Annotated in this window: 23 protein-coding genes; 12 read left to right on the top strand and 11 right to left on the bottom strand. The window is 71.2% G+C overall.

The annotated features are described in order from the left end of the window. The first annotated feature begins 312 nt into the window (after window positions 1–312). The 5 genes from ACWCPW_RS38455 (at window position 313) to ACWCPW_RS38435 (ending at window position 3,347) form a co-directional block, all read left to right on the top strand. Window positions 313–639: a DUF6247 family protein gene (locus ACWCPW_RS38455; protein WP_449766235.1), complete on the top strand. Its 327-nt coding sequence runs from the start codon at window positions 313–315 to the stop codon at window positions 637–639. Then, window positions 636–884 carry a hypothetical protein gene (locus ACWCPW_RS38450; RefSeq protein ID WP_449766234.1) on the top strand — a complete coding sequence of 83 codons (249 nt, stop codon included), beginning with the start codon at window positions 636–638 and terminating at the stop codon, window positions 882–884. Before ACWCPW_RS38455 ends, ACWCPW_RS38450 begins: the two co-directional genes overlap by 4 nt. A gap of 143 nt (window positions 885–1,027) precedes the next feature. Then, complete coding sequence (locus ACWCPW_RS38445; RefSeq protein ID WP_449766233.1) at window positions 1,028–1,555, top strand: flavoprotein; 528 nt, start codon at window positions 1,028–1,030, stop codon at window positions 1,553–1,555. 974 nt (window positions 1,556–2,529) lie between these two features. Then, window positions 2,530–2,733 carry a type II toxin-antitoxin system HicA family toxin gene (locus ACWCPW_RS38440; RefSeq protein ID WP_449766232.1) on the top strand — a complete coding sequence of 68 codons (204 nt, stop codon included), beginning with the start codon at window positions 2,530–2,532 and terminating at the stop codon, window positions 2,731–2,733. Continuing rightward, the gene (locus tag ACWCPW_RS38435; RefSeq protein ID WP_449766231.1) at window positions 2,730–3,347 is read left to right on the top strand and encodes a hypothetical protein; all 618 of its coding nucleotides are present in this window, start codon (window positions 2,730–2,732) and stop codon (window positions 3,345–3,347) included. Before ACWCPW_RS38440 ends, ACWCPW_RS38435 begins: the two co-directional genes overlap by 4 nt. A 211-nt stretch (window positions 3,348–3,558) precedes the next feature. Here ACWCPW_RS38435 and ACWCPW_RS38430 read toward each other — a convergent pair whose 3' ends face one another. The 3 genes from ACWCPW_RS38430 to ACWCPW_RS38420 all read right to left on the bottom strand — a co-directional run bounded on the left by ACWCPW_RS38430 (window position 3,559) and on the right by ACWCPW_RS38420 (window position 5,749). Continuing rightward, window positions 3,559–4,089: a hypothetical protein gene (locus ACWCPW_RS38430; protein ID WP_449766230.1), complete on the bottom strand. Its 531-nt coding sequence runs from the start codon at window positions 4,087–4,089 to the stop codon at window positions 3,559–3,561. A gap of 169 nt (window positions 4,090–4,258) precedes the next feature. Beyond that, a complete protein-coding gene (locus tag ACWCPW_RS38425) occupies window positions 4,259–4,429 on the bottom strand; it encodes a hypothetical protein (RefSeq protein WP_449766229.1) in 171 nt (56 codons plus the stop codon). A gap of 99 nt (window positions 4,430–4,528) precedes the next feature. Continuing rightward, the gene (locus tag ACWCPW_RS38420) at window positions 4,529–5,749 is read right to left on the bottom strand and encodes a helix-turn-helix domain-containing protein (protein WP_449766228.1); all 1,221 of its coding nucleotides are present in this window, start codon (window positions 5,747–5,749) and stop codon (window positions 4,529–4,531) included. 370 nt (window positions 5,750–6,119) lie between these two features. On the opposite strand from ACWCPW_RS38420, the gene ACWCPW_RS38415 reads away from it, so the two are divergent. Beyond that, window positions 6,120–6,383, top strand: coding sequence for a hypothetical protein (locus ACWCPW_RS38415; RefSeq protein ID WP_395859491.1), 264 nt, complete (start codon window positions 6,120–6,122; stop codon window positions 6,381–6,383). Window positions 6,384–6,391: 8 nt separating this feature from the next. Beyond that, window positions 6,392–6,625 (top strand): hypothetical protein, encoded by a 234-nt coding sequence (locus ACWCPW_RS38410; protein WP_395859490.1) that lies wholly within the window; start codon window positions 6,392–6,394, stop codon window positions 6,623–6,625. Between the two features lie 126 nt (window positions 6,626–6,751). Here the strand turns inward: ACWCPW_RS38410 and ACWCPW_RS38405 are convergent, their stop codons facing one another. Together ACWCPW_RS38405 and ACWCPW_RS38400 are read right to left on the bottom strand one after the other, a co-directional pair. After that, the gene (locus tag ACWCPW_RS38405; protein ID WP_449766227.1) at window positions 6,752–7,174 is read right to left on the bottom strand and encodes a hypothetical protein; all 423 of its coding nucleotides are present in this window, start codon (window positions 7,172–7,174) and stop codon (window positions 6,752–6,754) included. Between the two features lie 89 nt (window positions 7,175–7,263). Further along, a complete protein-coding gene (locus ACWCPW_RS38400; RefSeq protein WP_449766226.1) occupies window positions 7,264–12,219 on the bottom strand; it encodes a tetratricopeptide repeat protein in 4,956 nt (1,651 codons plus the stop codon). A 216-nt stretch (window positions 12,220–12,435) separates the two neighbouring features. On the opposite strand from ACWCPW_RS38400, the gene ACWCPW_RS38395 reads away from it, so the two are divergent. Further along, on the top strand, window positions 12,436–12,999 hold the full coding sequence (locus ACWCPW_RS38395) for a hypothetical protein (protein WP_449766225.1): 564 nt from the start codon (window positions 12,436–12,438) through the stop codon (window positions 12,997–12,999). 326 nt (window positions 13,000–13,325) lie between these two features. Further along, window positions 13,326–14,420 carry an alpha/beta hydrolase family protein gene (locus tag ACWCPW_RS38390; RefSeq protein WP_449766224.1) on the top strand — a complete coding sequence of 365 codons (1,095 nt, stop codon included), beginning with the start codon at window positions 13,326–13,328 and terminating at the stop codon, window positions 14,418–14,420. Window positions 14,421–14,637: 217 nt separating this feature from the next. On the opposite strand, the gene ACWCPW_RS38385 is transcribed toward ACWCPW_RS38390, so the two are convergent. From ACWCPW_RS38385 to ACWCPW_RS38375, 3 genes are all read right to left on the bottom strand, one after another. Then, on the bottom strand, window positions 14,638–15,186 hold the full coding sequence (locus ACWCPW_RS38385; protein WP_449766223.1) for a DUF1062 domain-containing protein: 549 nt from the start codon (window positions 15,184–15,186) through the stop codon (window positions 14,638–14,640). A gap of 405 nt (window positions 15,187–15,591) precedes the next feature. Beyond that, window positions 15,592–15,957, bottom strand: a complete 366-nt coding sequence (locus ACWCPW_RS38380) for a darcynin family protein (RefSeq protein ID WP_449766222.1) — start codon at window positions 15,955–15,957, stop codon at window positions 15,592–15,594. A 72-nt stretch (window positions 15,958–16,029) separates the two neighbouring features. Beyond that, window positions 16,030–16,923: an NAD(P)H-binding protein gene (locus ACWCPW_RS38375; protein WP_449766221.1), complete on the bottom strand. Its 894-nt coding sequence runs from the start codon at window positions 16,921–16,923 to the stop codon at window positions 16,030–16,032. Window positions 16,924–17,029: 106 nt separating this feature from the next. Here ACWCPW_RS38375 and ACWCPW_RS38370 point away from each other — a divergent pair, with 106 nt between their 5' ends. The 3 genes from ACWCPW_RS38370 (at window position 17,030) to ACWCPW_RS38360 (ending at window position 18,765) form a co-directional block, all read left to right on the top strand. Beyond that, a complete protein-coding gene (locus ACWCPW_RS38370; RefSeq protein WP_449766220.1) occupies window positions 17,030–18,010 on the top strand; it encodes a LysR family transcriptional regulator in 981 nt (326 codons plus the stop codon). 235 nt (window positions 18,011–18,245) lie between these two features. After that, complete coding sequence (locus ACWCPW_RS38365; protein ID WP_449766219.1) at window positions 18,246–18,512, top strand: hypothetical protein; 267 nt, start codon at window positions 18,246–18,248, stop codon at window positions 18,510–18,512. Window positions 18,513–18,516: 4 nt separating this feature from the next. Beyond that, window positions 18,517–18,765, top strand: a complete 249-nt coding sequence (locus ACWCPW_RS38360; protein WP_449766218.1) for a hypothetical protein — start codon at window positions 18,517–18,519, stop codon at window positions 18,763–18,765. Between the two features lie 71 nt (window positions 18,766–18,836). Here ACWCPW_RS38360 and ACWCPW_RS38355 read toward each other — a convergent pair whose 3' ends face one another. Genes ACWCPW_RS38355 through ACWCPW_RS38345 form a run of 3 tightly spaced genes read right to left on the bottom strand, consistent with a single transcriptional unit; the run spans window position 18,837 to window position 19,659 of the window. After that, a complete protein-coding gene (locus tag ACWCPW_RS38355) occupies window positions 18,837–19,034 on the bottom strand; it encodes a DUF397 domain-containing protein (protein WP_449766217.1) in 198 nt (65 codons plus the stop codon). A gap of 14 nt (window positions 19,035–19,048) precedes the next feature. Then, window positions 19,049–19,234: a DUF397 domain-containing protein gene (locus tag ACWCPW_RS38350; RefSeq protein ID WP_449766216.1), complete on the bottom strand. Its 186-nt coding sequence runs from the start codon at window positions 19,232–19,234 to the stop codon at window positions 19,049–19,051. Continuing rightward, window positions 19,231–19,659 (bottom strand): DUF5753 domain-containing protein, encoded by a 429-nt coding sequence (locus ACWCPW_RS38345; protein WP_449766215.1) that lies wholly within the window; start codon window positions 19,657–19,659, stop codon window positions 19,231–19,233. Before ACWCPW_RS38345 ends, ACWCPW_RS38350 begins: the two co-directional genes overlap by 4 nt. Between the last annotated feature and the right edge of the window lie 88 nt (window positions 19,660–19,747).

Here is a 19,747-nt window from a genome sequence, read left to right as displayed (position 1 = left end):
GGCTCGTGGCCGACCGCCCGGACCTGACCGTGCGGATCGAACCGGGTCGGGCGCTGACCGCCTACTCCGGCTGGTACGGGCCCGTCCGGCGCTTGCCCGTTCGGGGTGGCGACGCGGGTCGGCGTGGCGACGCGGGTCGGCTCCCGGCCCGCCGTCGGCGCACATCGGCACGGCTCACGTCCGTCGGCGCAGGCCGGGGTCTTCGACCTGGATCGGAGACGCTCGAAGCCACGCGGCGCGCATCGGGTCGCGGGCACTGCGCTCATGTGCGCCGGCTACCGACCAGGGCCTGCGCGATGCCACGCTGTAGGTATGGACGAGCAGATCCGAGACCCGCGCGAACCCGACGTCACCATCCATACGGGTGGCGCCATGTGGCCCTCGCCCGGCGAGATCCGCGCCGAACTCCCCGACGACGCCCGCGCCGAGTTCGAACAGGACTACGCCCACGCACTCCAGGTCGCGGCGGACCTCGGCGACCTCGCCCAACTTGCCAACATCCTCGGCCCCTGGCAGCGGCGCCTCCAATATCACCGCGCCGGGATCTACGACGACGTTCTCGACCGGGCCCGCGCCATCCGAGCCGGCGAAGACGTCGGCGCCATTCCGCTCGCAAGGCTCCGGAAGGCGGACCGGTGAGCTATTCCATCGAATACCACCCGAAGGCCGACCTCGTCAGGCGCACCCTGCCCCGCGACGCCCTCAACGCGCTCGATGTCCTCGAACGCCGGCTCCGACAGGACCCTTGGAGCGCCGGGAGCCGCATGGCCGGTGGCCTGAAGGACACCTTGGAAGCGCCGTTCGGCCGCTACGGCTTCGCCGCTTACGTGGTCCAGGACCGGCGCGTCACGGTCAGCGTCATCAGCCTCACCCGGACCGGTTGACCACGACCCGCTCACCTCATGGACGGCGAGTGCCCAACCCGTTTCCCTTCGGGCATGGAAACCCCCGATCGGGTTCCCGTCGTAGTCACGCTCGCCGCCCCGGGGCGCGTCCGGTCCCGTGACCGCCTCCTATGCTCCGACGCATGAGCGAATCCCGGGTGTTGTACATCGTCGCGGGCGCGGCGCCGCCCGTCCTCGACATCGCCACGCTCCTCGCCGAGGTGCGAGCGCGAGGGTGGGATCCTTGCCCGATCCTCACGCCGACGGCGGCCGACTGGCTGTCGAACGGCCTCGACACCCTCACCGCCGTGGCCGGCCGCCGGCCACGCACCCGCGACCGCCGACCGGGCGAGGAACGTCCCTTCCCCGCACCCGGCGCCCTGCTCGCGTGCCCGCTCACCTTCAACTCGCTCAACAAATGGACGCTGGGCCTGGCCGACAACGTCGCCCTGGGCACCCTCGCGGAATGGCTGAGCACGCACCTCCCGACCGTGGCCGTCCCGTGGTTCAACGACACCCTCGCCGCGCACCCGGCCTACGCCGACAGCATCCAGACGTTGTCCTCGTACGGCGTCACGATCCACCTGGACCCGAACGGCCGGCCACACAGCGGTGACGTCCCGGTGGACTGGTCGGCGATCGCGAACCTCCTACCGGCGAATCCGGGCTGAACCCATCGCCGGTCGTCGGGGGGCGCCACGAAAGCAGCCCGTCCCGCACTTGCGCGTTGTGGAGCGGCCCGCTTCCGAACACCGAAGGCAGGGCGGCTTCGGGATGTTCGGGGCCTGGGCAGTGGGCGGTGGATGTGCGGCGGGTCGCCGTGGTGAGGGAACTACTACCCGTCGAGTCGCCATCCTCCAGGCTTGCCCGGTAGATAGAGGGTCTGCCGGGTGCCGTCGATGCGCAATCGAAGGTCGTGCGGGGCGGGGGATCCGGCGGCCTGCCACTCCCGGTGGATCGCATCGATGGCGTCCCACAAGCGTCGGGGGCCGCCTTGGGCCACCGTGCCGGTGGCGTGCTCGAAGGTGGCCCAACTTCCGTCCGGGTGGCCGAGGTTGGTGCTGCGCCGGCCCGGCCTCGTTACTGGTGAAGCGGCTGCATCCGGGCACGGCGAGGCCGAGGATGAACCGCGTGTCGGCCCCGTCGAGGGCGGCCTGGGGTGTTTCGGATGCCCGCGTGGCGCCGTCGCGTCCCTCCGTTACGGCGGCCCATGCCGCTCGGATGTCGGGCGATTGCGGTCGGGAGATCATGAACGACGCGGTTGGGTCGGACAGGATCGGCCCGTCGGCCTGTCCCGAGCCGGTGACGGTCGGGCGGACCAGGGCGTAGGCGTCGAGCGGACCGGCCAGGGTGAGCAGCAGGACACCGCCGATGCGGGTGGCGTCGACCCATGCCGAGGGGACGCGGCGGACGCTGAAGGTCGCGATGAGTCGGTCGTATCGATCACGTGCGTCGCCGACCGCCACGACGGGTGGCATCGCGCGTTCGAGTGAACGATGCCCTTCTTCCGGCAGACATGTGGGTGATCTGCTTTGCTCACCTATCGTGAACTTCTCGCCACCGGGAACTCGCACGATCACCCACGGCTCCCTCATCTCATGGACGGCGAGTGCCCAATCCATTCCCTTCGCTCAAGGCTGCGCAAATGCTGAAGGTCCTCCTTGGTCTCGGCTATGTCGTGGTTCGGCAAAACGGCTCGCACCGTAGACTCAAGGCGGAAGGAATACCTCCGCTTACGTTCGCGTTCCACGACGGCGAGGGTTTGGCGCCCGGCGTTGTCCGCGACATCCTGGTGAAGCAGGTAGGTCTGAGCAAGGACGATGCGCTGAAGGCGGTGGGCGTGAAATGAGCGAACTCTTTCACCTGATCATTCGGGATACCCAGACCGGTTTCTATGCGACGTCACCGCAGGCACCCGGCTTTATGCTGGGCCGACCGACCGTCGACGAACTGCGCGCGGACCTGCTCGACGCCTTGGCCTTCCACTTCGAGGAGGCGCGCACGCTCGAAATCGTGGAGCACCACGAACGCCTTCACGACCTCGAAGCCGGCGAGCTCGTCACGCGATTGGCGGCGGACATGCATCACGACGAGCGGTTGGAGGTCTACACCCGCATCGCCACCGCTCTCGATGTCCCCGAGCAGGTCCCCGAGCTGCTGGGCGGGATCCGTAACGGGGTGGGTGAGGTTGTCTATGTCTGCGCTGTTCCTTCGGACACGCTCGGCCGGCTGTTCACCCAACTGGATGAGCAGGGTGACGCGTTCTCCGTCGCGCTGGCCATCTCGGAATTGTTCCTGATGACCTTTCCCCTCACCGTTGGACCGGAAGACGGGCCGGACAGCTCCGGGGAGTGCGTCACCATCGGATCTCGTGGCTACACCAAGGACACGACATTGGCCGAGGTCATGAAGCGCACGGCCATTGTGAGCCCGGTGAAATCCGTGGCCAGGGTGGCTTGCTGAGCGAGTACGGACCACGAATGCCCCTGCCACCGGTCGGTGGCAGGGGCATTCGTGGTCCACGAGACATCCGAAGCGGTCTGCGCGAGCGGTGCCGGCAGGCTCGACGCATCGAGTCGGCCGAGTGGATCGCCGAGAACTTGCCGAAGGCGGGCATGCTCGGTTCGCTGCGCTACGTCACGGGTGAGCCGAAGTGGCTTTGTGGCGCCGTTGGTCAGACCGGTCGGGTGAGGGGCCCCGCCTTGTACATCTCGGTGGCGGGCGCGGTGGCGGTTTCCCGGGTGCGGACGCCGTGTTCGTATTCGACCATCCATCGGGTGCCGTCGTGCCAGATGCGGGTGATGGTGCCGAGGTGGTGGTTGCGGGGGCCGAGCTTGCGCCAGAGGTGGTCGCCGATCGACCACGGGGGTGAGGCGGACATGATCTCTCCACGGAGGCGGAAGGGGGCGGTCGGGGCGGTCTGCGTCCTGTGCCGGCTGAGCGCGGGGGTGTGTTCGCGGTGCAGGATCATCCGTACGTAGCCGGGAGAGAAACCGACGATACGGGCGATGGTTTCGGTGGGGATGCCGACGTGGTGGGCGTCGGCGACCGCGGCGCCGGCGGTGCGGCACTGTTGGTGGTGGGCTTGCCGTTGGTGTGGCGTTGTCGCGGGGTTCGGTCGTCGGCCCTGGAGTCGGGTGCGGTCGGCGGCGGTTGCGGCGAGGTGAGCGAGGGCGGCCTGGCGGCCGTGGGGCGGTGGGTGCACGACCCTCCTTCCGGGCTGTGCTCGATGGCCTTGCCCGGCCGGGCGTGCGGGGGTCTTCAGGCACCCGGCCGGGCAAGGGATGAGGGACCGGTCCCGCAGCCGCGCCGGTGACTGCGGGACCGGGCGCCGCCCGCCGGTGTGTGGTCGGGCGCGGGCGGCGACAGGGGACTCAGCCGCCGACCGGCGGGGCTGGGAACGTTCGCATCAGGTGCAGCCGCGACTCGTGTACCAAAGCCGTCAGTTCGGCGCGCGTCACGTCGAGGGGATCGCGGTCCGGGGCGATGATCCGGATCGGGCGGCCCGGGTCTCCGGACGGTTGGACGGCTACGGGCTTTGACATGAAAACGGCCCCTCGCGCGTTGGAAACCTGCTGGTCAACAACGCTAGGGGCCGTCCAGTGACGGAGAGGCTACAGTTTGTATCCCTTCCGGGGCTTGCGTCAGGCCACCCCGACGCGCCTCGCGAACTCCATTCGACGCCCACTCCTGCGGTACTTCGCCGTCATCAGGCGCACGTTCTCCCGCACTGCGGGATGCATCCTCGCGTGCTGCGGCGCCAGGCGCTCCGCGTACTCGAACGCGTCCCATGCCGAGTCGTGGTCGCCGGCCAGGTAGTGCGCGCGGCCGGCGTCGATGTGGAAGTGGCTGCGGCGCTCCCTGCTGTAGTCCTGCGGCAAGACGATCCGCTCCAACCGGCGCACCGCGTCTCGCCCTCGGCCCAGTTCGACCGGCAGCGACACGCCCCAGATCGCCACATTGGTCGGGCCGAAGACCAACTCGAAGTCGTTGCGGTCCCCGCCTAGTTCGGTCGCCGACTTCTCGGCCTTCGCCCAGTGCGCCCATGCGGCGGCGTCGTCGTAGGCGCGTGCCGAGTTGAGGGATGCCTTCAGGTGGTAGGCGCCCGCGAGCGACAGAGACAATGGGTCGTCGCGGTGCTGCGGCTTGGACAACTCGGCCAAGCCGTCGTCGAGGATGGTCGCGGCCTTGTCGTGCTCGCCGATGCCGATGTACTCGCCCGACTCGTACCAGCGCGCGGCCAACATCCGTAGCGGATCCTCCGTACGCTCGGCAGCCCACAGGACCCGCTCGGTCGCAAGCGTCGCATCGCTGACCAGGCCCATTTTGTACAGGTACTGCATCGCCGCCTCGTAGGCCGAGCACAGCAGTCCGTACGCCTCGCGTCGGTCGTCCGATTCCAGGATGTGCGTTGCGATGCGGGTGTCGAGCAGCAGGTCTGGCAACACCTCGCCGGTTCGCGTCATCGCTGCGGCCTGCCGCCAGGCGTTTGCCTCGGCCACACGAGCGCGCAGTTCGGCGAGATCGACCTCGCGGGCCTGTGCCTCCGTCAGGCGGGGCGCTCGGTTGTAGCGGAGAAGTTCACGTTTGATCGCGGACACGGCTCCGTCATCCGATCCGGGCGCGTAGTAGGGCGCTCCGGTGATGTCCGTGGGGTGGCACTTCAAGGCACGCGCCAGGCTCAGGATGTTCGCGGGGCGGTCCAGGGATCTAGCGCCGCGTTCGTATGCCTTGATGGCGGCGAGGCTGAAGTTCGTCTCCATCGCGAGGCGGCTCTGCGTCCAGCCTCGGGCGGCACGCGCGGCGGCGAGTCTCGTGCCGTTGTGCGGTGCGAACGTCGGTGTTTCATCGTGGTCCGTTGGCATGGCCTGGATTCCCTCCGAGCAGGTCCACCCGAGCCGATGTGTGCGCCGTCGCGCCGGTGCTGCCCTGCGGCCGGTGACGGCGCCGCCCCGTACTCCGGCGGGATAATCAGGTACCGCCAGCGTACGCCGACGCACAACGCCGGCAGGTGAGTCTGCTCCGCTGCCATCCGTGGGAGCGGGGCGAAGTCATCTCCGGGCGCAAACCTGTTCGTGCTGCTCATGCTTCACCGGCTGCGGGCGTTGTGACCTGCGGCGACTCCGGGAGTCTCAGGGGCGCACGCCAGTTCGCGTGCTCCGCTCGTGTGCGCCGGCTATCGGTCGTCAACGGAGCGATGCCATTCTGGAAAGCCATCGCGAGCAGGAGGCCGCCATGCCCAGAACCACCGTCGTCCGTGGTGAGCGGATCGAGTTGCCGAATACGCTCGCCGAGATCCGGGCCGCGCTCCCCGAGGACCGTCGCGAGGAGTTCGACAAGGTCATGTACGAGACCCCGCTCGATCGGCTCGAACGCGACGCCATCCTGCACTGGGCGCTTCCTCCGGAGGCCCAGGAGGACGACGAGGCCGTGCACGAGCGCCTCAAGGCCGGCGACTTCGGCGACTGCGTGGACCGAGACGGGAACGCGATCACATGAGCTATCGCGTGCAATACACGAATGAGGCCGAAGACGGCCTCAAACCCCTGTCCTCCGGGCAGGTCCGGGCCTTCAAGAACGCCGTGGACTCGTCCATCGGCCGCGACCCCTACGGGTCCGGCTCCGTGCAGGTCGGCAGCGACCGAGACCGCCGGGAAACCACGATCTCCGGGGTGTTCGTCCGCTACACGATCAGCGCCGGAGTCCTCGTCGTCACCATCACCCGCACCGTCTCGCTGTGAAACCGCCCATCTGCCCAGGGCACTGACGCCGACCCGCCGGGACGACGTGCGTCCCGGAAGACCGGCCCCGATGTCCCGCCGGGCGAGGTCGGGTTTGGCCTTGGCGTCGCCGAGGTGTGGACTTGGTCAGTGCGGGATGTCCACCGGGGGCAGGACCTCGGCGGTGGGGGAGAAGCGGGTGGGGACGGCGAAGGTGCCCTTGGTGGGCGGGGGCTCTTGGTGGTCGGCGGCGGATTCGGCCCGGCGCAGGACGACCAGGGCGGCGATCGGCGGGGCCGGCGCCCCGGGGGCCAGGAAGGGCTCGTCGGCGACACCCGCGAAGGCCTCGCGGGCGGTGCTCGCCGGGTCGGGCGCGGCGTACTCCAGGATGTCGGCGCCCAGCCGCCGGCCGGTGTTGCGCAGGTGCAGGTACGCGGTCGTGCAGGCCTCGCGTTCGGCGGTGCCGTCCGCCTCGGCCAGCGCCCGTTCGTAGGCGGCGTGCACCTCGGGCGGGGTGGCCGCCGGGGTGATCCCGAGGACGTCGTAGGGCGATCGTTCCGCTGCGGGCATGGTCCGTGCTCCGGGTTCGAGGTCCGTGGTTTGTGATGTGGGCGGTGGGGTGCGGGGTACAGCCGGCCGGCCGGTCGGTCGACGCCCGGTCAGTAGTAGCCGTGGATCCGGGCCCGGATCTCGTCCAGGATCTCCCGGGTGCCGTCCGTGGGGTGGTACTCGTTCGCGCGCTCCAGGTGCACGAGCGCCGTGTGGTTGTGTCCCATGTTCGCCTGCCGCACCCCCTCGTTGTGCAACGCCAGCGCCAGCAGCACGGTGTTCTCCGGGGTCAACGGGATCGCCTCCAGCACCCGGATCGCGTCCTGATAGCGCTCCTCGCCCAGATACACCGCCACCAACGCGTCTCGCAGCCTCGGCTCCTCGTGCTCGGCGAGGGCGCGACCGAGCACCTCGATCGCCTCGTACGCGCGGCCCTTGGCGAGCAGGTCGTAGCCGCGATCGACCACCACCACGATCCACGCCTCGCGCAGCGGCTCGATTTCCAGGCCGTCGGCGATCTCGCGGCGCAACAACTCCTCGGCGACCTCGTAATGCCGCGCGTAGTAGTGGTTGAACGCCAACGCCCGGCGCGTGGGCGGGTCGTCGCCGTAGTGCAGGGCCTCCTCGAGCAGGGTGATCGCCCGCTCGAAGTCCTCCTCGCGTTCGCTCGTCCGCGCCGCCTCCACCAACAGCGCGGCCACCCGACGGCGCGCCTCGGCGGCCGGCGACTCGTTCTCCCCACCGGTGTCCGCGAGTTCGAGCGCCTCGCGCATCGCCGCCACCGCCTGCTCACGCGCGCCGCCGCGCAGCGCGAGTCGCTCGGCGCTCAGGAACAGCGCGTTGGTCAGCCCGATCCGACCCGCCTCGCCGGGATCGAGCGCGAACGCCTCGCGCATCGTCGCGACCGCCTCCTCGACCGCCGCGTCCGTGCCGGTCGCCAACAACTCCATCACCAGCCCGCGCAGCGCGCCGGCCGCCAACGCCCGCACGGCCGCGTCGTCCGGGGTCAGCTCCAACGCCCGGCGAACCAGTGCTATCGCGTCGCGGTACAGCTTGCGTTCGTGCGCCTGCCGGGCGAGTTGCGCGTACGCCCCGGCCAACGCCGCACGCAGGCCGGGTCCGTCCGGCGCCAGCGCCCACGCGCGGGACAACAACCGTGCCGCCTCCGCGTGTTCGTCCGGATCGGCGGCCAACACCGCTTGTGCGGCCCGGATTCCGACCCGGGCGGCCAACTCCGTCGCGTCCGCCGGCAGCGGCGCCGCCTGCTCCAGACACCCCAGCGCCGGCGCCCATTCCCCGCGTTCGCCCAGATCCCGGGCCCGGGCCAGGTGCGCCCGGGCCAGCAGCGCGGCCACCCCCGGCGTCGCGGCCGGCCCGGCCAACCCGGCCCGCGCGGTCAGGCCGGAGATCGCCTCGTCGAACCGGCCCGCGTCGATCAGATGGTGGTACAGGCCCAACGGGCCGAGCAGATCCGCGGTGTGCGCGTCCACCGCGGCCCGGACCGCGGCGGCCAGTTCGCGGCCCGCCGGCGACCCGTGCTCGGGGTCGGCGACCCGCTCCAGGAACATCGGTCCGCACACGATCGGGGCGGGTGCCGGCTCGGTGTGCGCGACGCGTTCGGTCGCGGCCACCTCCAACGCCCAGCGTTGTGCCAACTCGCGGTACAGCGCGGCCACCGCGCCCTCGCTCTGCCCGGCCCGCTCACGCAACTCGCGGTGCACCCGCTCGATCTGCTCGGTGCGCGCGATCCGGATCCGCTCCTCGGAGATCTCCCGCCCGGTGCGCGCCTCCAGATCGATCCAGAACCTGGGGCTGTACAGCACCGCGGCCCAGGTTCCGCACACCAGTTGCCACATCACGGTGGTGTGACCCGCGTCGTCGGCCAACCCGGCGCGCAACGCGGACAGCGCCAGACACTGGAGGTTGCGCACATCGGTGGGCACCGCGCGCTCCAGTTCGAGCCGGATCGCGATCGAGGCGTCGTGTCGCTGCGCCCGGGCGTGCGCGAGCGCCTGCCACGAGCGCAACAGCGGCCGGGCCCGCCGCACCTGCGGCAACTCCGGCACCAGGCCCGCCGCGCGCTCCACGTCCGACGACGCGGCGACCAGGTCGGCGCTGTGCGCGGCGGCCCGGCGCACATAGACCCGGGCCGCGATCAGCCTGCCCGCGTCGCTCGCCCCGGGACCGGCCAACAACTGCTCCAGACCGGCCAACGCCGCGTCGTGATCGCCGCGCTGGGCACGCAGCAGGGCCAACAGGTGGTGCGCCGAGGTACGCCCGCTGCCGCTCGCCCACCGGGTCAGCTCGGCCTCAGCCGCCGCACCCGTGCCGGCCTGGTGCGCGCACGCGGTCAGCGCGGCCAGCATCGCGTCCGCGCAGCCCCCGCAGCGGGCCGGCAGGTCGCCGGCGAGCACGCCGTGGTCGGCGCAATAGGCCCGCCCGCACTGCCCGCACACGGCCCGCGCCGACGCGACGCACCCGGCCGACTCGCACACCGCCGCGTGCGGCTGCGGCTCCACCGGTCCGGGCACCACCAGCGCCTGCCGGTACGCCTGGGCCGCGTCGCCCCAGCGGCGGGCCCGCGCGGCGTGCATCCCGCGCACCGCCCACGCGGCCGGTTCGGCCTCGGCCAGCGCGCCCAGCGGCACGGTGCCCGCGCCGAGCGCGAGTCGGGCCAGCGGCGCGAGATGCCCCACGCGCGGATCGGCCACCGGATCGAGCGCGGCCGACAACCGCACCGCGACCGCCGGTTCGTCCGCGTACAGCGCCGCGATCGCCAGATGCACCCGGATCCGCCGATCGCCCGGAACCAACGCGACCGCCGCGCCGAGCCGATCCCGCGCGGCCGTCAGCGGCGCGCCCCGGTCGCGGCCGAACCGCAACAACTCGGCGCCCTCGCGAAACAGCGTCTCGGCCAGCGCGATCCGATAGCCCTCGTGGTCGGGAAACGCGTCCCGGCACGCCTGCCAGTGCTCACGCGCGAGCGCGTGGTCGCCGGCCGTGAGCGCTGCCCTGGCCAGCAGATCGCGCGCGGTGGCCACGTTGTGCGCGCGGATCGCGTCGTTGACCCCGCCCGGCGCCGCCCACAACTCGTCCGCCCGGTCCACCCGACCCAGTCGGGCGTACCCCAGGCCCAGATGGAAGCGCGCCGCGCCGGTGGGCTCGGTACGCACCGGGCCCAGTACCTCGATGCCGTCCGTGATCCGCCCCGCCGCGATCCGGGCCGCGCCGAGCCGGACCACGCCCGGCGTCCAGTCCGGGCGGGCCGCCAACCCGCTCTCGTACGCCTGCGCCGCGCCCGTGTGGTCGCCGGCGTGCTCGCGGACCAGGCCCAACCCGAAGCGGGCCGGCGCGTACTGCGGATCCAGCCGGGCGGTGGTCTCGAACTCGCGCCGGGCCAGCGTCCACTCGTCCTCCAGGACGGCGAGCCGCCCGCGCGCGTAGTGGGCCCGCGCGTCGCCGGGCGCGGCGGCGACCGCGGCATCCGCGTCGGCTCGCGCCGCGCCCAGGTCGCCCTCGTCCCGATAGGCGATGCCGCGGAAGAGCAACGCCTCCGCGGCCAAGGGCGAATCGTCGTCCACCCGGTCCAACACCCGCCAGAACGACGCGATCGCGTCCTGGCGCCGCTCGCGCCGCAGCCGAACGCACGCCTGCCGGTGGTGCGCGAGCGCGCTGTCGTCGCCCGCCTCGATCGCCGCCGAGAACGAGGCGTCGGCCGCCTCGAGTTCACCGGTCGCGCTGTAGGCGCGGGCCAGCAGGTGATGCTGTGCCGCGTCGCGCTCGCGGATCTCGGCCAGATGCACCACCGCGCGCCCCGCGGCCCCGAGTTCGAACAGCGCCCGGCCCAGCCCGAAGCGGGCCCGCGCGCGCTTGGGCTCGGCGGCCACCACCCGCTCGAAGCACGGCGCCGCCGCCGCGAAATCGCCGTCCTCGTCGTGCAGCGTGCCCAGCGTCAGGTTGGCCTCGACGTGTCCCGGCTGCGCCGCGAGGACGCGCCGCAACACCGGGAAGGCCGCCATGCGGTCCCCCCGGGCCAGCGTGAGCGTGACGAACTCCAGTTGTACGTCCGCGTGCTCGGGCAGCAGATCGGCCGCCCGGCGGAGCGGCTCCAAGGCCGCCGCGTCCCGGCCCAGCGCGTGCTGCGCGCGGCCCAGACCCAGCCAGGCCTGCGCGTGCGTGGGGGCCAGCGTGCAGGTGCGGGTGAGCAGCGCCACGGCGGCTTCGAGCGCCGCGGCTCGGGACACCTTGTCGGCGGGCTTGCGGCGCAGATGGGTCAGCGCCATCGCGTACAACACCTCGGGCCGCTCCGGCTCGATGGTCAGCGAGCGCTCGAACGCGGCGAGCGCGTCGTCCGGGCGACCCGCGTCGCGGTACAGCCTGCCCAACTCGTAGCACGTGGACGCGCGCGGCACGAGCCGGTCGGCGCGCTCGAACGCGGCGGTCGCCTCGGCCGCCCGGCCGAGGTCGCGCAGCGCGCACGCGCGGCCGTACACCGCCCACTCGGTCCGCGGCGCGCCCGCCTCGATCCGGCCCGCGAGTTCCTCCACCGCGAGCAGTTCGGGCTTGGGCAGGCCGGGGGCGACCACGCACCGGGCCTCCAGGAAGTCGTACGCGGCGTGATCCGGATCGGTGTCGGTGCGAGTGACCAGGTCCACACAGATCGCGATGTCCAGCGCGCCGGGGGCGGCCCGCCGGGTCGCGTCGGCGGCCGTCAGCTCCAGCGCGGCGGCGGGCAGCGTGGTCAGCGCGAACGCGGTCCGGAAGGCGGTGATCGCGTCGGTCGAGCGGCCCTGCCGGCCCGCCACCTCGCCCAGGCCCACCAGCGCCCGCCCCCGGGTCTCGGCATGGGTGTCCGCGATGCCGGGCTTGACCAACGCCTCCGCGACGCGTCGATAGCCGCGCTCGGCCGCGGCCAACCGGCCCGCCCGGTGCGCGGCCTCGGCCTGGGTCAACAACGTCTCGGCGCGCGCCGCGATCGACGCGGGTCTGCGCCGGAAACCGAACCACATCAGAGCGGCCACCAAAGCGAGGAGGGCCGCGATGGCGGCGAGAAGCGGGACCGTCATCGGGCGGCCCGCGGGGTATGCCGAACTACGTCGATCAACGGGTCCCCCGACCGTTCAACCCAACAAACACCGTTCATCCCAGCATCGAGCGCTCATGCTAGAACACGCGTCATCCGACTTTCAGGTGCTTGGCGGCCCCGGTTTGGGCAAAAATCGCGCCGGGTGCGGACACGGCGACATCGATGGGCCGACCGCCGCCGACTACGCTCTGTGGCCATGAGCAGCACACCGCCCCCGGATCGACCGACCGAGCAGGATTTCCGCCGGCTGCTGGAGCGTACCGGTGCCGAGATCGCCTCGGGACTGACCGAGGACGAGTTCGAATCGGTGGAAAAGGAGTTCGGATTCCGATTCGCCGCCGATCACCGTCTGTTGTTGTCGGCCGGCCTGCCGGCCGGGAAGAGCTGGCCGAATTGGCGTGACGGCAACGCGCGGGGCCTCAAGGCGCAACTTGGCTGGCCGGGTGAGGGTGTGCTGTTCGACGTCGAGCACAACGCTTTCTGGCCCTCGACATGGGGCGCGCGTCCGGCGCAGCTCAAGCACGCGCTCAAGTCGGCGCGATATCACCTGGCGCGGGTGCCGACGATGGTGCCGGTGTACGGACACCGCTACCTGCCCGGTACCGAGGGCCAGTGGGGCCACCCGGTGTTGTCCATGATGCAGACCGACATCGTGGTGTACGGCGCGAACCTGGCCAACTACCTCGCGGCGGAGTTCGCCGGCGGGGCGATCGAGCAGGCACCGGTGACCGTGCCGTTCTGGCGCGACCTGGTCTCGTGAGCGGGTGCGTCCGGCGCGACGACGTCTGATGACCCGACCGCCGCCCGGGCCCGGCTGCCGCTTGGGCCCGACCACCGCCCGGACCCGGCCGAAGTGCCGCGGGTTCGGCCGCCGCGACGAACGCGCGGACCCGGGCGAGGTCCTGGTCCATCTCGCTCACCATGGGTGACAACCTTCGGTTGTCGGTGCGGGCGGACGGTTGTTGGCCCCGGGCACACCCGCCGATGTCTGCTGGATCCCGCCGGGTGCGCCGGGCGGCGCACCCGAGCGGTGGACCCGGGCACGCGGGCACCGCAATGCCAGGACCGACCCGGGAGCACACCACGATGCAGGCGCCGACACCGACCGGACCGGCGGGCCCGTCCGCCACCACCACGACCGTTTTCGAGTTGCCCGGATTCCTCCCGCAGTTCATCGCCGGAAATCGTTCCAGGGCGCTCGTCTGCGGACTGGACCCGTACGAGTACGACCGGGTCACCGGCGGCCTCGACACGCTCCGCGACTGGTTGCCCGCGTTCCGGCGGGTCGGCGAGAGCCACCGCCGCGCGGGCGAGGCATACGCGGCGGCCGGGCGCGTGGTGTCGGCGGGCGACGCGCTTCGCACCGCCGCGCGCTGGCTGCACTGCGCGACGTTCTTGCCGCTCGCCGAGCACGAGCACACCATCGCGGCGGCGCGCGAGGCGGACGCGGCGATGGCGCGGGCGTTCGCGTACCTGGACCCGGGTGCGGTGCGGATCGAGGGGGAGGGGTTCGCGGGATGGCTGCGTCGGCCTCCCGGGGCGGTCCGGCCGGCCCGGGTGGTGGTCGTGGCCCCCGGTCTCAACTCCGGCAAGGAGGAGTTCCACGCGGTCGACGAGGCGCTGCTGCGCCGCGGTGTCGCGAGCTTCTCCTTCGACGGCCCCGGCCAGGGCGTCCTGGTCGGCACCGCGCCGCGAGCCGACTACCACCGTGTGGTCGGCCGGGTGATCGACGCCCTGGAGACCCGCACCGAGCTGGACACCGGCGCCGGCGTCGGCCTGGTCGGGATGAGCCTGGGCGGCTTCTACGCGACCCTGACCGCCGCGTACGAACCACGCGTGGCCGCGACCGTCGCGGTCAGCGGCCCGTACCGGCTCGACTGGGCCGAACTCCCGCTGTTCGTACGGGAGACGCTCATCGTGCGCGCCGGGGGCGCGGGCGCCGCCGCGGAGTTCGTGCGCGCCGTCGACCTCGCCGGCATCGCGTCGGGCATCGGCACGCCGCTGCGGGTGGTCGAAGGCGGCGAGGACGTCACGCCCGGTGTGCTGCCGGCCGAACGCGCCGCTCACGAGGCGCCCGCGGGCGAGGCTGTCGTGGTCCCGTACGGCGACCACCTGCTGTGCAACGCGCAGTCCGCGTGGCTCCCCGACACCGCCGACTGGCTGGTGGAGCGACTCGGGTAGCCGACGGCTGCCGATCGATCCGCCCGCCGGAGGGCCTCGCTGTCCACCATCGCCACCTCGACGGTCCGATCGGACCACGCGAACCAACAAAGGCATCACCGCCGTTGCCACACGGCATCCCACCTCGGCCGATGCCGGTCTTCTTCCCACACGGCCCGCAACACCAGGGGCCCGTCCGGCGGATCCTGGCGGACAGGCCCCTGGTCCCGAGGAGGGCTCAGCGCTTGAGCGTGAAGGTGAAGTCTCCGGAGAGCTTGCCGCTCAGCCGGACTGCCGAGACGAGCTTCCCCTCCGCGATCAGCCTCTCGACCTCGGCTCGCGAAAGACCGCAACCTTCGGCGATCAGTCGCACCGGCCGGACCGGGATCCGCGCCGCGAAGCGGACCGAGACGTCCAGTACTTCGCGGTCGGAATGACGCGATCCGCCGGTGTCCAGGCGCCAGGCGCCGTCCCAGTCGAGGGCGATGCGATTACGGCGTCGCACGACCGGGTCCTGGAGCAACTCGACTGTCAGGCCGCGGTCGTTGTCATGCAGCCGGTCGAGCAGGTCGGGTCGTACGGAGCGCACATTCATCCGCTCCAGGACCGTGAGCTTGGCGGTTTCCCCGCATGCGGTACAGCGCACGAGGAGCCAGGCGTCGATGAGCTTGTGGTTCGCGTTGACGCGAAATTTGCCGCTTGCCCGGAAGCGCTCGGACGCGCACGCGTGACAACGGCGGAGAACGAGCGGCAGGCAGGTGGGTACGACCACCCAGGTTTCGAGCACAGAAGTACACCGTTTCCAGTGAGAAGTCCGCAGCAAAAAGCAGCGCGGCGCACATGTGCGGCGCGCGACGATTCATCGCTCGGGAGGTCTCACAGGGTGTACAACGGCACGTCCTTGCCCAGACGACTGGATTCGGCAGCACGGTAGGGCGCACAGAGGCGCGGCTCCACTGGTTTTCGAGCGCCTCGTCGTCGTCGGGTCTCGAAACTCTGCGGCTGGGCCTGGCACGACAAAAGCCCCGTCACAGCGGTCGGGCCGTGTGACGGGGCTCGGGTCGGCTCAGGGAGGCTTGGATCGCCTCGAAGATGTCGCAGTCGGTTTCCTGCCGCCGGGCCGGCGGATCGCGCCGGTCGGCGACATGGCCGGGCTCGGGTTCGCCCGGGAGGCGACGCGGTGGGCGGTGTGTCAGGTGCTGATGGTGGCGACGGGTTCGAGGCCGTAGGTGCGGGCGTAGCCGTTCTCGGTGCCGACGAGGAGGTCGAGGACCTCGAAGTAGCGGTCCCAGAAAGGGGTTTCGCGCAGTGCGTCGATGAGGAGCTGGTAGGAGTGGTGGTCGTCGGCTTCCCACACCCAGACGTCGGTGACGCGTGCGGAGTAGAACTCCGTGTCGTAGAAGCGTGACCGGACGCCGGAGGTCTTCGCCTTGATGGCCGGCAGAACGTGGGTGGTGAAGGCGTCCACGCGTTCCCGGACGGTCAGGGCGAGCCACTCGGGTGTGGTCTTGACCAGCATGAACGCCGTGACGGGCGGCTCGGTCTTTTCAGCGGGCATCGGGGTGCCTCCAAGGTGGCAAGTGGTTTGGGCGCGCCGGGCTTTGCGGGTTCCGGCGCCGGGTGCCGGACTTCAGGAAAGGACGGCGGGTTTCAGGGTCTGCGCGCACCACTGCTCGAAGCTGGTGGGGGAGGCGGTGTCCGGGGTGCGGGCGACGCCGGCGTCGAGGCCCTCGTCCTTGGCCCGCTTCATGTCGACGATGCCCTGGACGAACGCCTCGTTGAGGCCGTAGCCGACGAGCGTGGCGTACATCTCCTCGAGCGACTGGCGTTCGTAGCGGACGGGGCGGCCGAGTTGTTCGGTCATGATGCGGGCCAGGTCGTTGGGGGACAGGTCCTGCGGCCCCAGGACCGGGACGCTGCCGGTGCCGGTCCACGAGCGGTCCAGCAGCAGGCCGGCGGCGGTGGCCGCGATGTCGGCGACCGCGACGAGGGGGGCCTTGCGATCGGCGTCGACGGAGTCGATGAACAGGCCCTGCTCGCGGATCGAGTCGACCTCCTCCAGGAGGTTCTCGAAGAAGGACGGGTTGGCCAGGGCTCGGTAGGCGACGCCGGTGTCGGCGATGAGGTCGTCCATGGCGAGGGAGGCGGTGACGAGGCCGGCCCGGTCGGCGAGCGCGGTGCCGCGGCCGAGCGCGGAGACGCCGACGACGTGGCCGACGCCGTGGGCGGCGAGCGCCTTGGCGGCGGGGCGGGTGAAGCCGGTCCAGCCGTCCCGCGGGGTCAGCGAGGAGTCCGGGGGGACGAGCCAGAACACGGCGTCCGCACCCTCGAAGGCCCGGTCCAGGACCTCGGCGTCCGCGTGCGAGCCGGTGACCACGTCGACGCGTCCGCGCGCCGCGTCCGGAAGCCGGGCGGGATCGCGCACGATCACGCGCAGCTCCTCGCCCGCGGCGGGGGCGGACTCCAGGAGCAGCGAGAGCAGGTGGCGGCCGATGTTCCCGGTGGGAGCAGTGATGACGATCATGAAAACCTCGTAGGTCGCGCCGGTTCGTTACGCCTCGATCCTGCTGAGGACCGCCGTGCTGCCACAATGGGAACTTCGGCACGGAATCATTGACTGAAATGGAATAATGCTGGTGAGCAGCCCGGATCCGGTCATCGACGCCAATCTCGCCATCGCGCTGGATGCCCTGCTGGCCGAGCACAGCGTGACCCGCGCCGCCGCTCGTCTGCATACCTCGCCCGCCGCGATGAGCCGCACCCTCGCCCGGCTGCGGCGCATCCTCCAGGACCCCCTCCTGGTCCGGGCCGGACAAGCCATGGTTCCCACCCCACGCGCCTTGGCCCTGCGCGAGGAAGCCGCCGCGGTGGTCCGCAGCCTCGGAGCGCTGCTCAGTCCCGGGGCGAGCGTCGATCCCGCGGGCCTGAGCTGCACCTTCACCCTCCAAGCCGCCGACCTGGTCGGAGCGGCACTGGCCCCCGGACTGCTGCACATGGGCCGGCGGGAGGCGCCGGGGGTCTCGTTCCGGATCCAGGCCGAAGAACTGGAGGCCGGACCCGCGCTGCGCGACGGCCGGATCGACCTGGAGGTCGGATCCATCGACCACGTGGACCCCGAAACCCGGGTCGAAGAACTGGTCAGCCTCCGCATGGTGGCGGCCGTCCGACCCGGCCATCCGCTCACCGAGGGGCCGCTGACCCCGGCCCGGCTCGCCGCCGCCCAGCACGTCGCGGTCAGCCGCCGGGGCCGGTTCACCGGTCCCCTCGACACGGCCTTGGCCGAGTGGGACCTCCACCGGCGGGTCGGCGTCGTCCTCCCCAGTCACCTGGCGGCGATGACCCTCGCCGCCCGCAGCGACGTCGTCTGCCTCGTACCCGCCGCACTCCCCGGCGCCGCCCCCTCGCCCCTCACCCACGACGCCGACGCCCTCGGACTGCACCTCCTCGACATGCCCCTGGAACTGCCACCGGTGACCATCGGCATGGCCTGGCACCCCCGACACACCGCAGACGGAGCCCACCACTGGCTCCGCAACACCGTCCGCCGAACCCTCTGCCCCCCGACAACAACCCCCGAGACCACGGCGCCGAACACGCTCGACCCCGCGTAGCACGACACCCCCTGGCCCCTGCGGACGCCTGCCCGCCGGCAGCGATCCAAGGTGCGTGCGCGCCTGCCCGTCGGCACGTCCCGCACCCGGCCAGGCTCGGCAGCCTCGATGGGCCGGCGGCCCGTCAAGCGCGTACACCGGGCTCGCGGCGAAGCCTTGGTGCACTGCCTGAGCGCGCGTGTATTGCTCGCGCGCCGTCTTGTTGCTCTCGACGCCCAGACGACACACTCGGCTCATGGCGAAGCGAACAGCGATCGTGCTTGGCGAAGAGGTCGAGCTGCCGGAGACCCTTGCTGAGATCATGGCCACTGTGCGGCCGCATGAGGTGGCCGACTTCATGGCCGACGTGTGGAACACACCCCTCGACCAACTCGAACGTCGAATGTCTCTGGGGTGGGCGATCGGCCCAGCGGCTCGCGATGCGGACGAGGCAGCGGCCGAGCGCGTGCAAGCCGGTGACTTCACCGGTTTCGGCGACATCCATGGGGACTCGGTGAGGTGATGCGGTGAGCCGATACCGAGTGCAATACGCGAACGAGGCGCGCGACGCCCTCTCGAAGTTGAGTGACGGTCAACGCCGCTCGCTTGAGCGTGACGTCGAAAGCAGCATCGGCAATGATCCGTACGGCTGCGGTTCCTCACCGGTGAGAGGCAATCGCGATCGTCGAGACGTCACCGTATCCGGGGTGTTCCTGCGCTACGAGGTGAGCAACGCGGTTCTCGTGGTGAGCGTGCTACGAGCACAGACCTTCTGACCCGCATGGACCTCGGGGTCCCACGACGAAGCCCCGTCACGTGAGGTGACGGGGCTCGGTCGGCCGGTGGATCAGGCAGCGCGCAACGTGGACAGAAGCGCGGACCAGGATGCGGGGGCGACCACCAAGTGGCCGACGCTCGGGTCCTTGGAGTCCCGGACAGGCACGACCGAGAAGCCCGGTGCGACCTCCACGCACTCCGCTCCTTGGGGGGCGCTGTAGCTCGACTTACGCCACGTCGTCTGACCGAGTTCGGGCTCAAGAGTCATGTTCTTCACTCCCCCTATTGACCCTTGAGCGTGCGGACCAGTTCGAGCCATGCGCCCGGGCTGACTTCGAGGTGTCCACGGGATCGGTCCTTGGTGTCCCGTATGCCAGTCCTGGCCGGCAGTGGTGCGACCTCGACGCACGCGTCGTTGTGTGCCGACCGCTGACTCTTTCGCCACGCGTACGTCTCGACCGTGCTCAAAGTACGTCCAATCTCTTCAGGATCATCTGTCGCGACTCGGCCTCGGTTGCGGCAGCGAGTCGAACGTACTCAAGGCTGCGGCGATACCGTTTGACGCTTCGAGCGTCCTTGAGCAGTTGTGATCCGCCTTCGTACTCCACGTGTGCAACGGTGGAGTCGGCTTCGGGAAGCGTCAGCACGGTGATGGGTCCCAAGGACGGGGCGATCAGTGCGTCGAATGGCACGACGCGGAGGCTGACGTTTTCGAGTCGACTGAGTTCCACCAGATGATGCAACTGCGCTTGCAAGGCTACCGGTCCACAGAAACGCTGCCAAAGGGCCGCTTCCGACAGCGTTACGGTCATCCGTGCGCTTCCGTTCGTGATGATCTGGCGGCGCTGAAGCCGCACTTCCAGGAGCATCTCGGCGTCATCAGGGTCGGGCACGAACGCCCATGCGAACACATCCCCGTTGGGCGCAATCCAAGGCGCGTGCGCACCGGCCCGTCGACCGGCCCCGCACCCGGCCCGGCTC

The sequence above is a fragment of the Embleya sp. NPDC001921 genome (genome assembly GCF_053594475.1).
This window is presented reverse-complemented; position numbering and strand designations above follow the sequence as displayed.

What these genes read in the sequence shown, in the direction of transcription:
- ACWCPW_RS38455 (WP_449766235.1), top strand. Translation starts at nt 313, where the DNA reads ATGGACGAGCAGATCCGAGACCCGCGCGAACCCGACGTCACCATCCAT.
- ACWCPW_RS38445 (WP_449766233.1), top strand. Translation starts at nt 1,028, where the DNA reads ATGAGCGAATCCCGGGTGTTGTACATCGTCGCGGGCGCGGCGCCGCCC.
- ACWCPW_RS38440 (WP_449766232.1), top strand. Translation starts at nt 2,530, where the DNA reads ATGCTGAAGGTCCTCCTTGGTCTCGGCTATGTCGTGGTTCGGCAAAAC.
- ACWCPW_RS38435 (WP_449766231.1), top strand. Translation starts at nt 2,730, where the DNA reads ATGAGCGAACTCTTTCACCTGATCATTCGGGATACCCAGACCGGTTTC.
- ACWCPW_RS38425 (WP_449766229.1), bottom strand. Translation starts at nt 4,429, where the DNA reads ATGTCAAAGCCCGTAGCCGTCCAACCGTCCGGAGACCCGGGCCGCCCG.
- ACWCPW_RS38420 (WP_449766228.1), bottom strand. Translation starts at nt 5,749, where the DNA reads ATGCCAACGGACCACGATGAAACACCGACGTTCGCACCGCACAACGGC.
- ACWCPW_RS38415 (WP_395859491.1), top strand. Translation starts at nt 6,120, where the DNA reads ATGCCCAGAACCACCGTCGTCCGTGGTGAGCGGATCGAGTTGCCGAAT.
- ACWCPW_RS38405 (WP_449766227.1), bottom strand. Translation starts at nt 7,174, where the DNA reads ATGCCCGCAGCGGAACGATCGCCCTACGACGTCCTCGGGATCACCCCG.
- ACWCPW_RS38400 (WP_449766226.1), bottom strand. Translation starts at nt 12,219, where the DNA reads ATGACGGTCCCGCTTCTCGCCGCCATCGCGGCCCTCCTCGCTTTGGTG.
- ACWCPW_RS38395 (WP_449766225.1), top strand. Translation starts at nt 12,436, where the DNA reads ATGAGCAGCACACCGCCCCCGGATCGACCGACCGAGCAGGATTTCCGC.
- ACWCPW_RS38390 (WP_449766224.1), top strand. Translation starts at nt 13,326, where the DNA reads ATGCAGGCGCCGACACCGACCGGACCGGCGGGCCCGTCCGCCACCACC.
- ACWCPW_RS38380 (WP_449766222.1), bottom strand. Translation starts at nt 15,957, where the DNA reads ATGCCCGCTGAAAAGACCGAGCCGCCCGTCACGGCGTTCATGCTGGTC.
- ACWCPW_RS38375 (WP_449766221.1), bottom strand. Translation starts at nt 16,923, where the DNA reads ATGATCGTCATCACTGCTCCCACCGGGAACATCGGCCGCCACCTGCTC.
- ACWCPW_RS38370 (WP_449766220.1), top strand. Translation starts at nt 17,030, where the DNA reads ATGCTGGTGAGCAGCCCGGATCCGGTCATCGACGCCAATCTCGCCATC.
- ACWCPW_RS38365 (WP_449766219.1), top strand. Translation starts at nt 18,246, where the DNA reads ATGGCGAAGCGAACAGCGATCGTGCTTGGCGAAGAGGTCGAGCTGCCG.
- ACWCPW_RS38355 (WP_449766217.1), bottom strand. Translation starts at nt 19,034, where the DNA reads ATGACTCTTGAGCCCGAACTCGGTCAGACGACGTGGCGTAAGTCGAGC.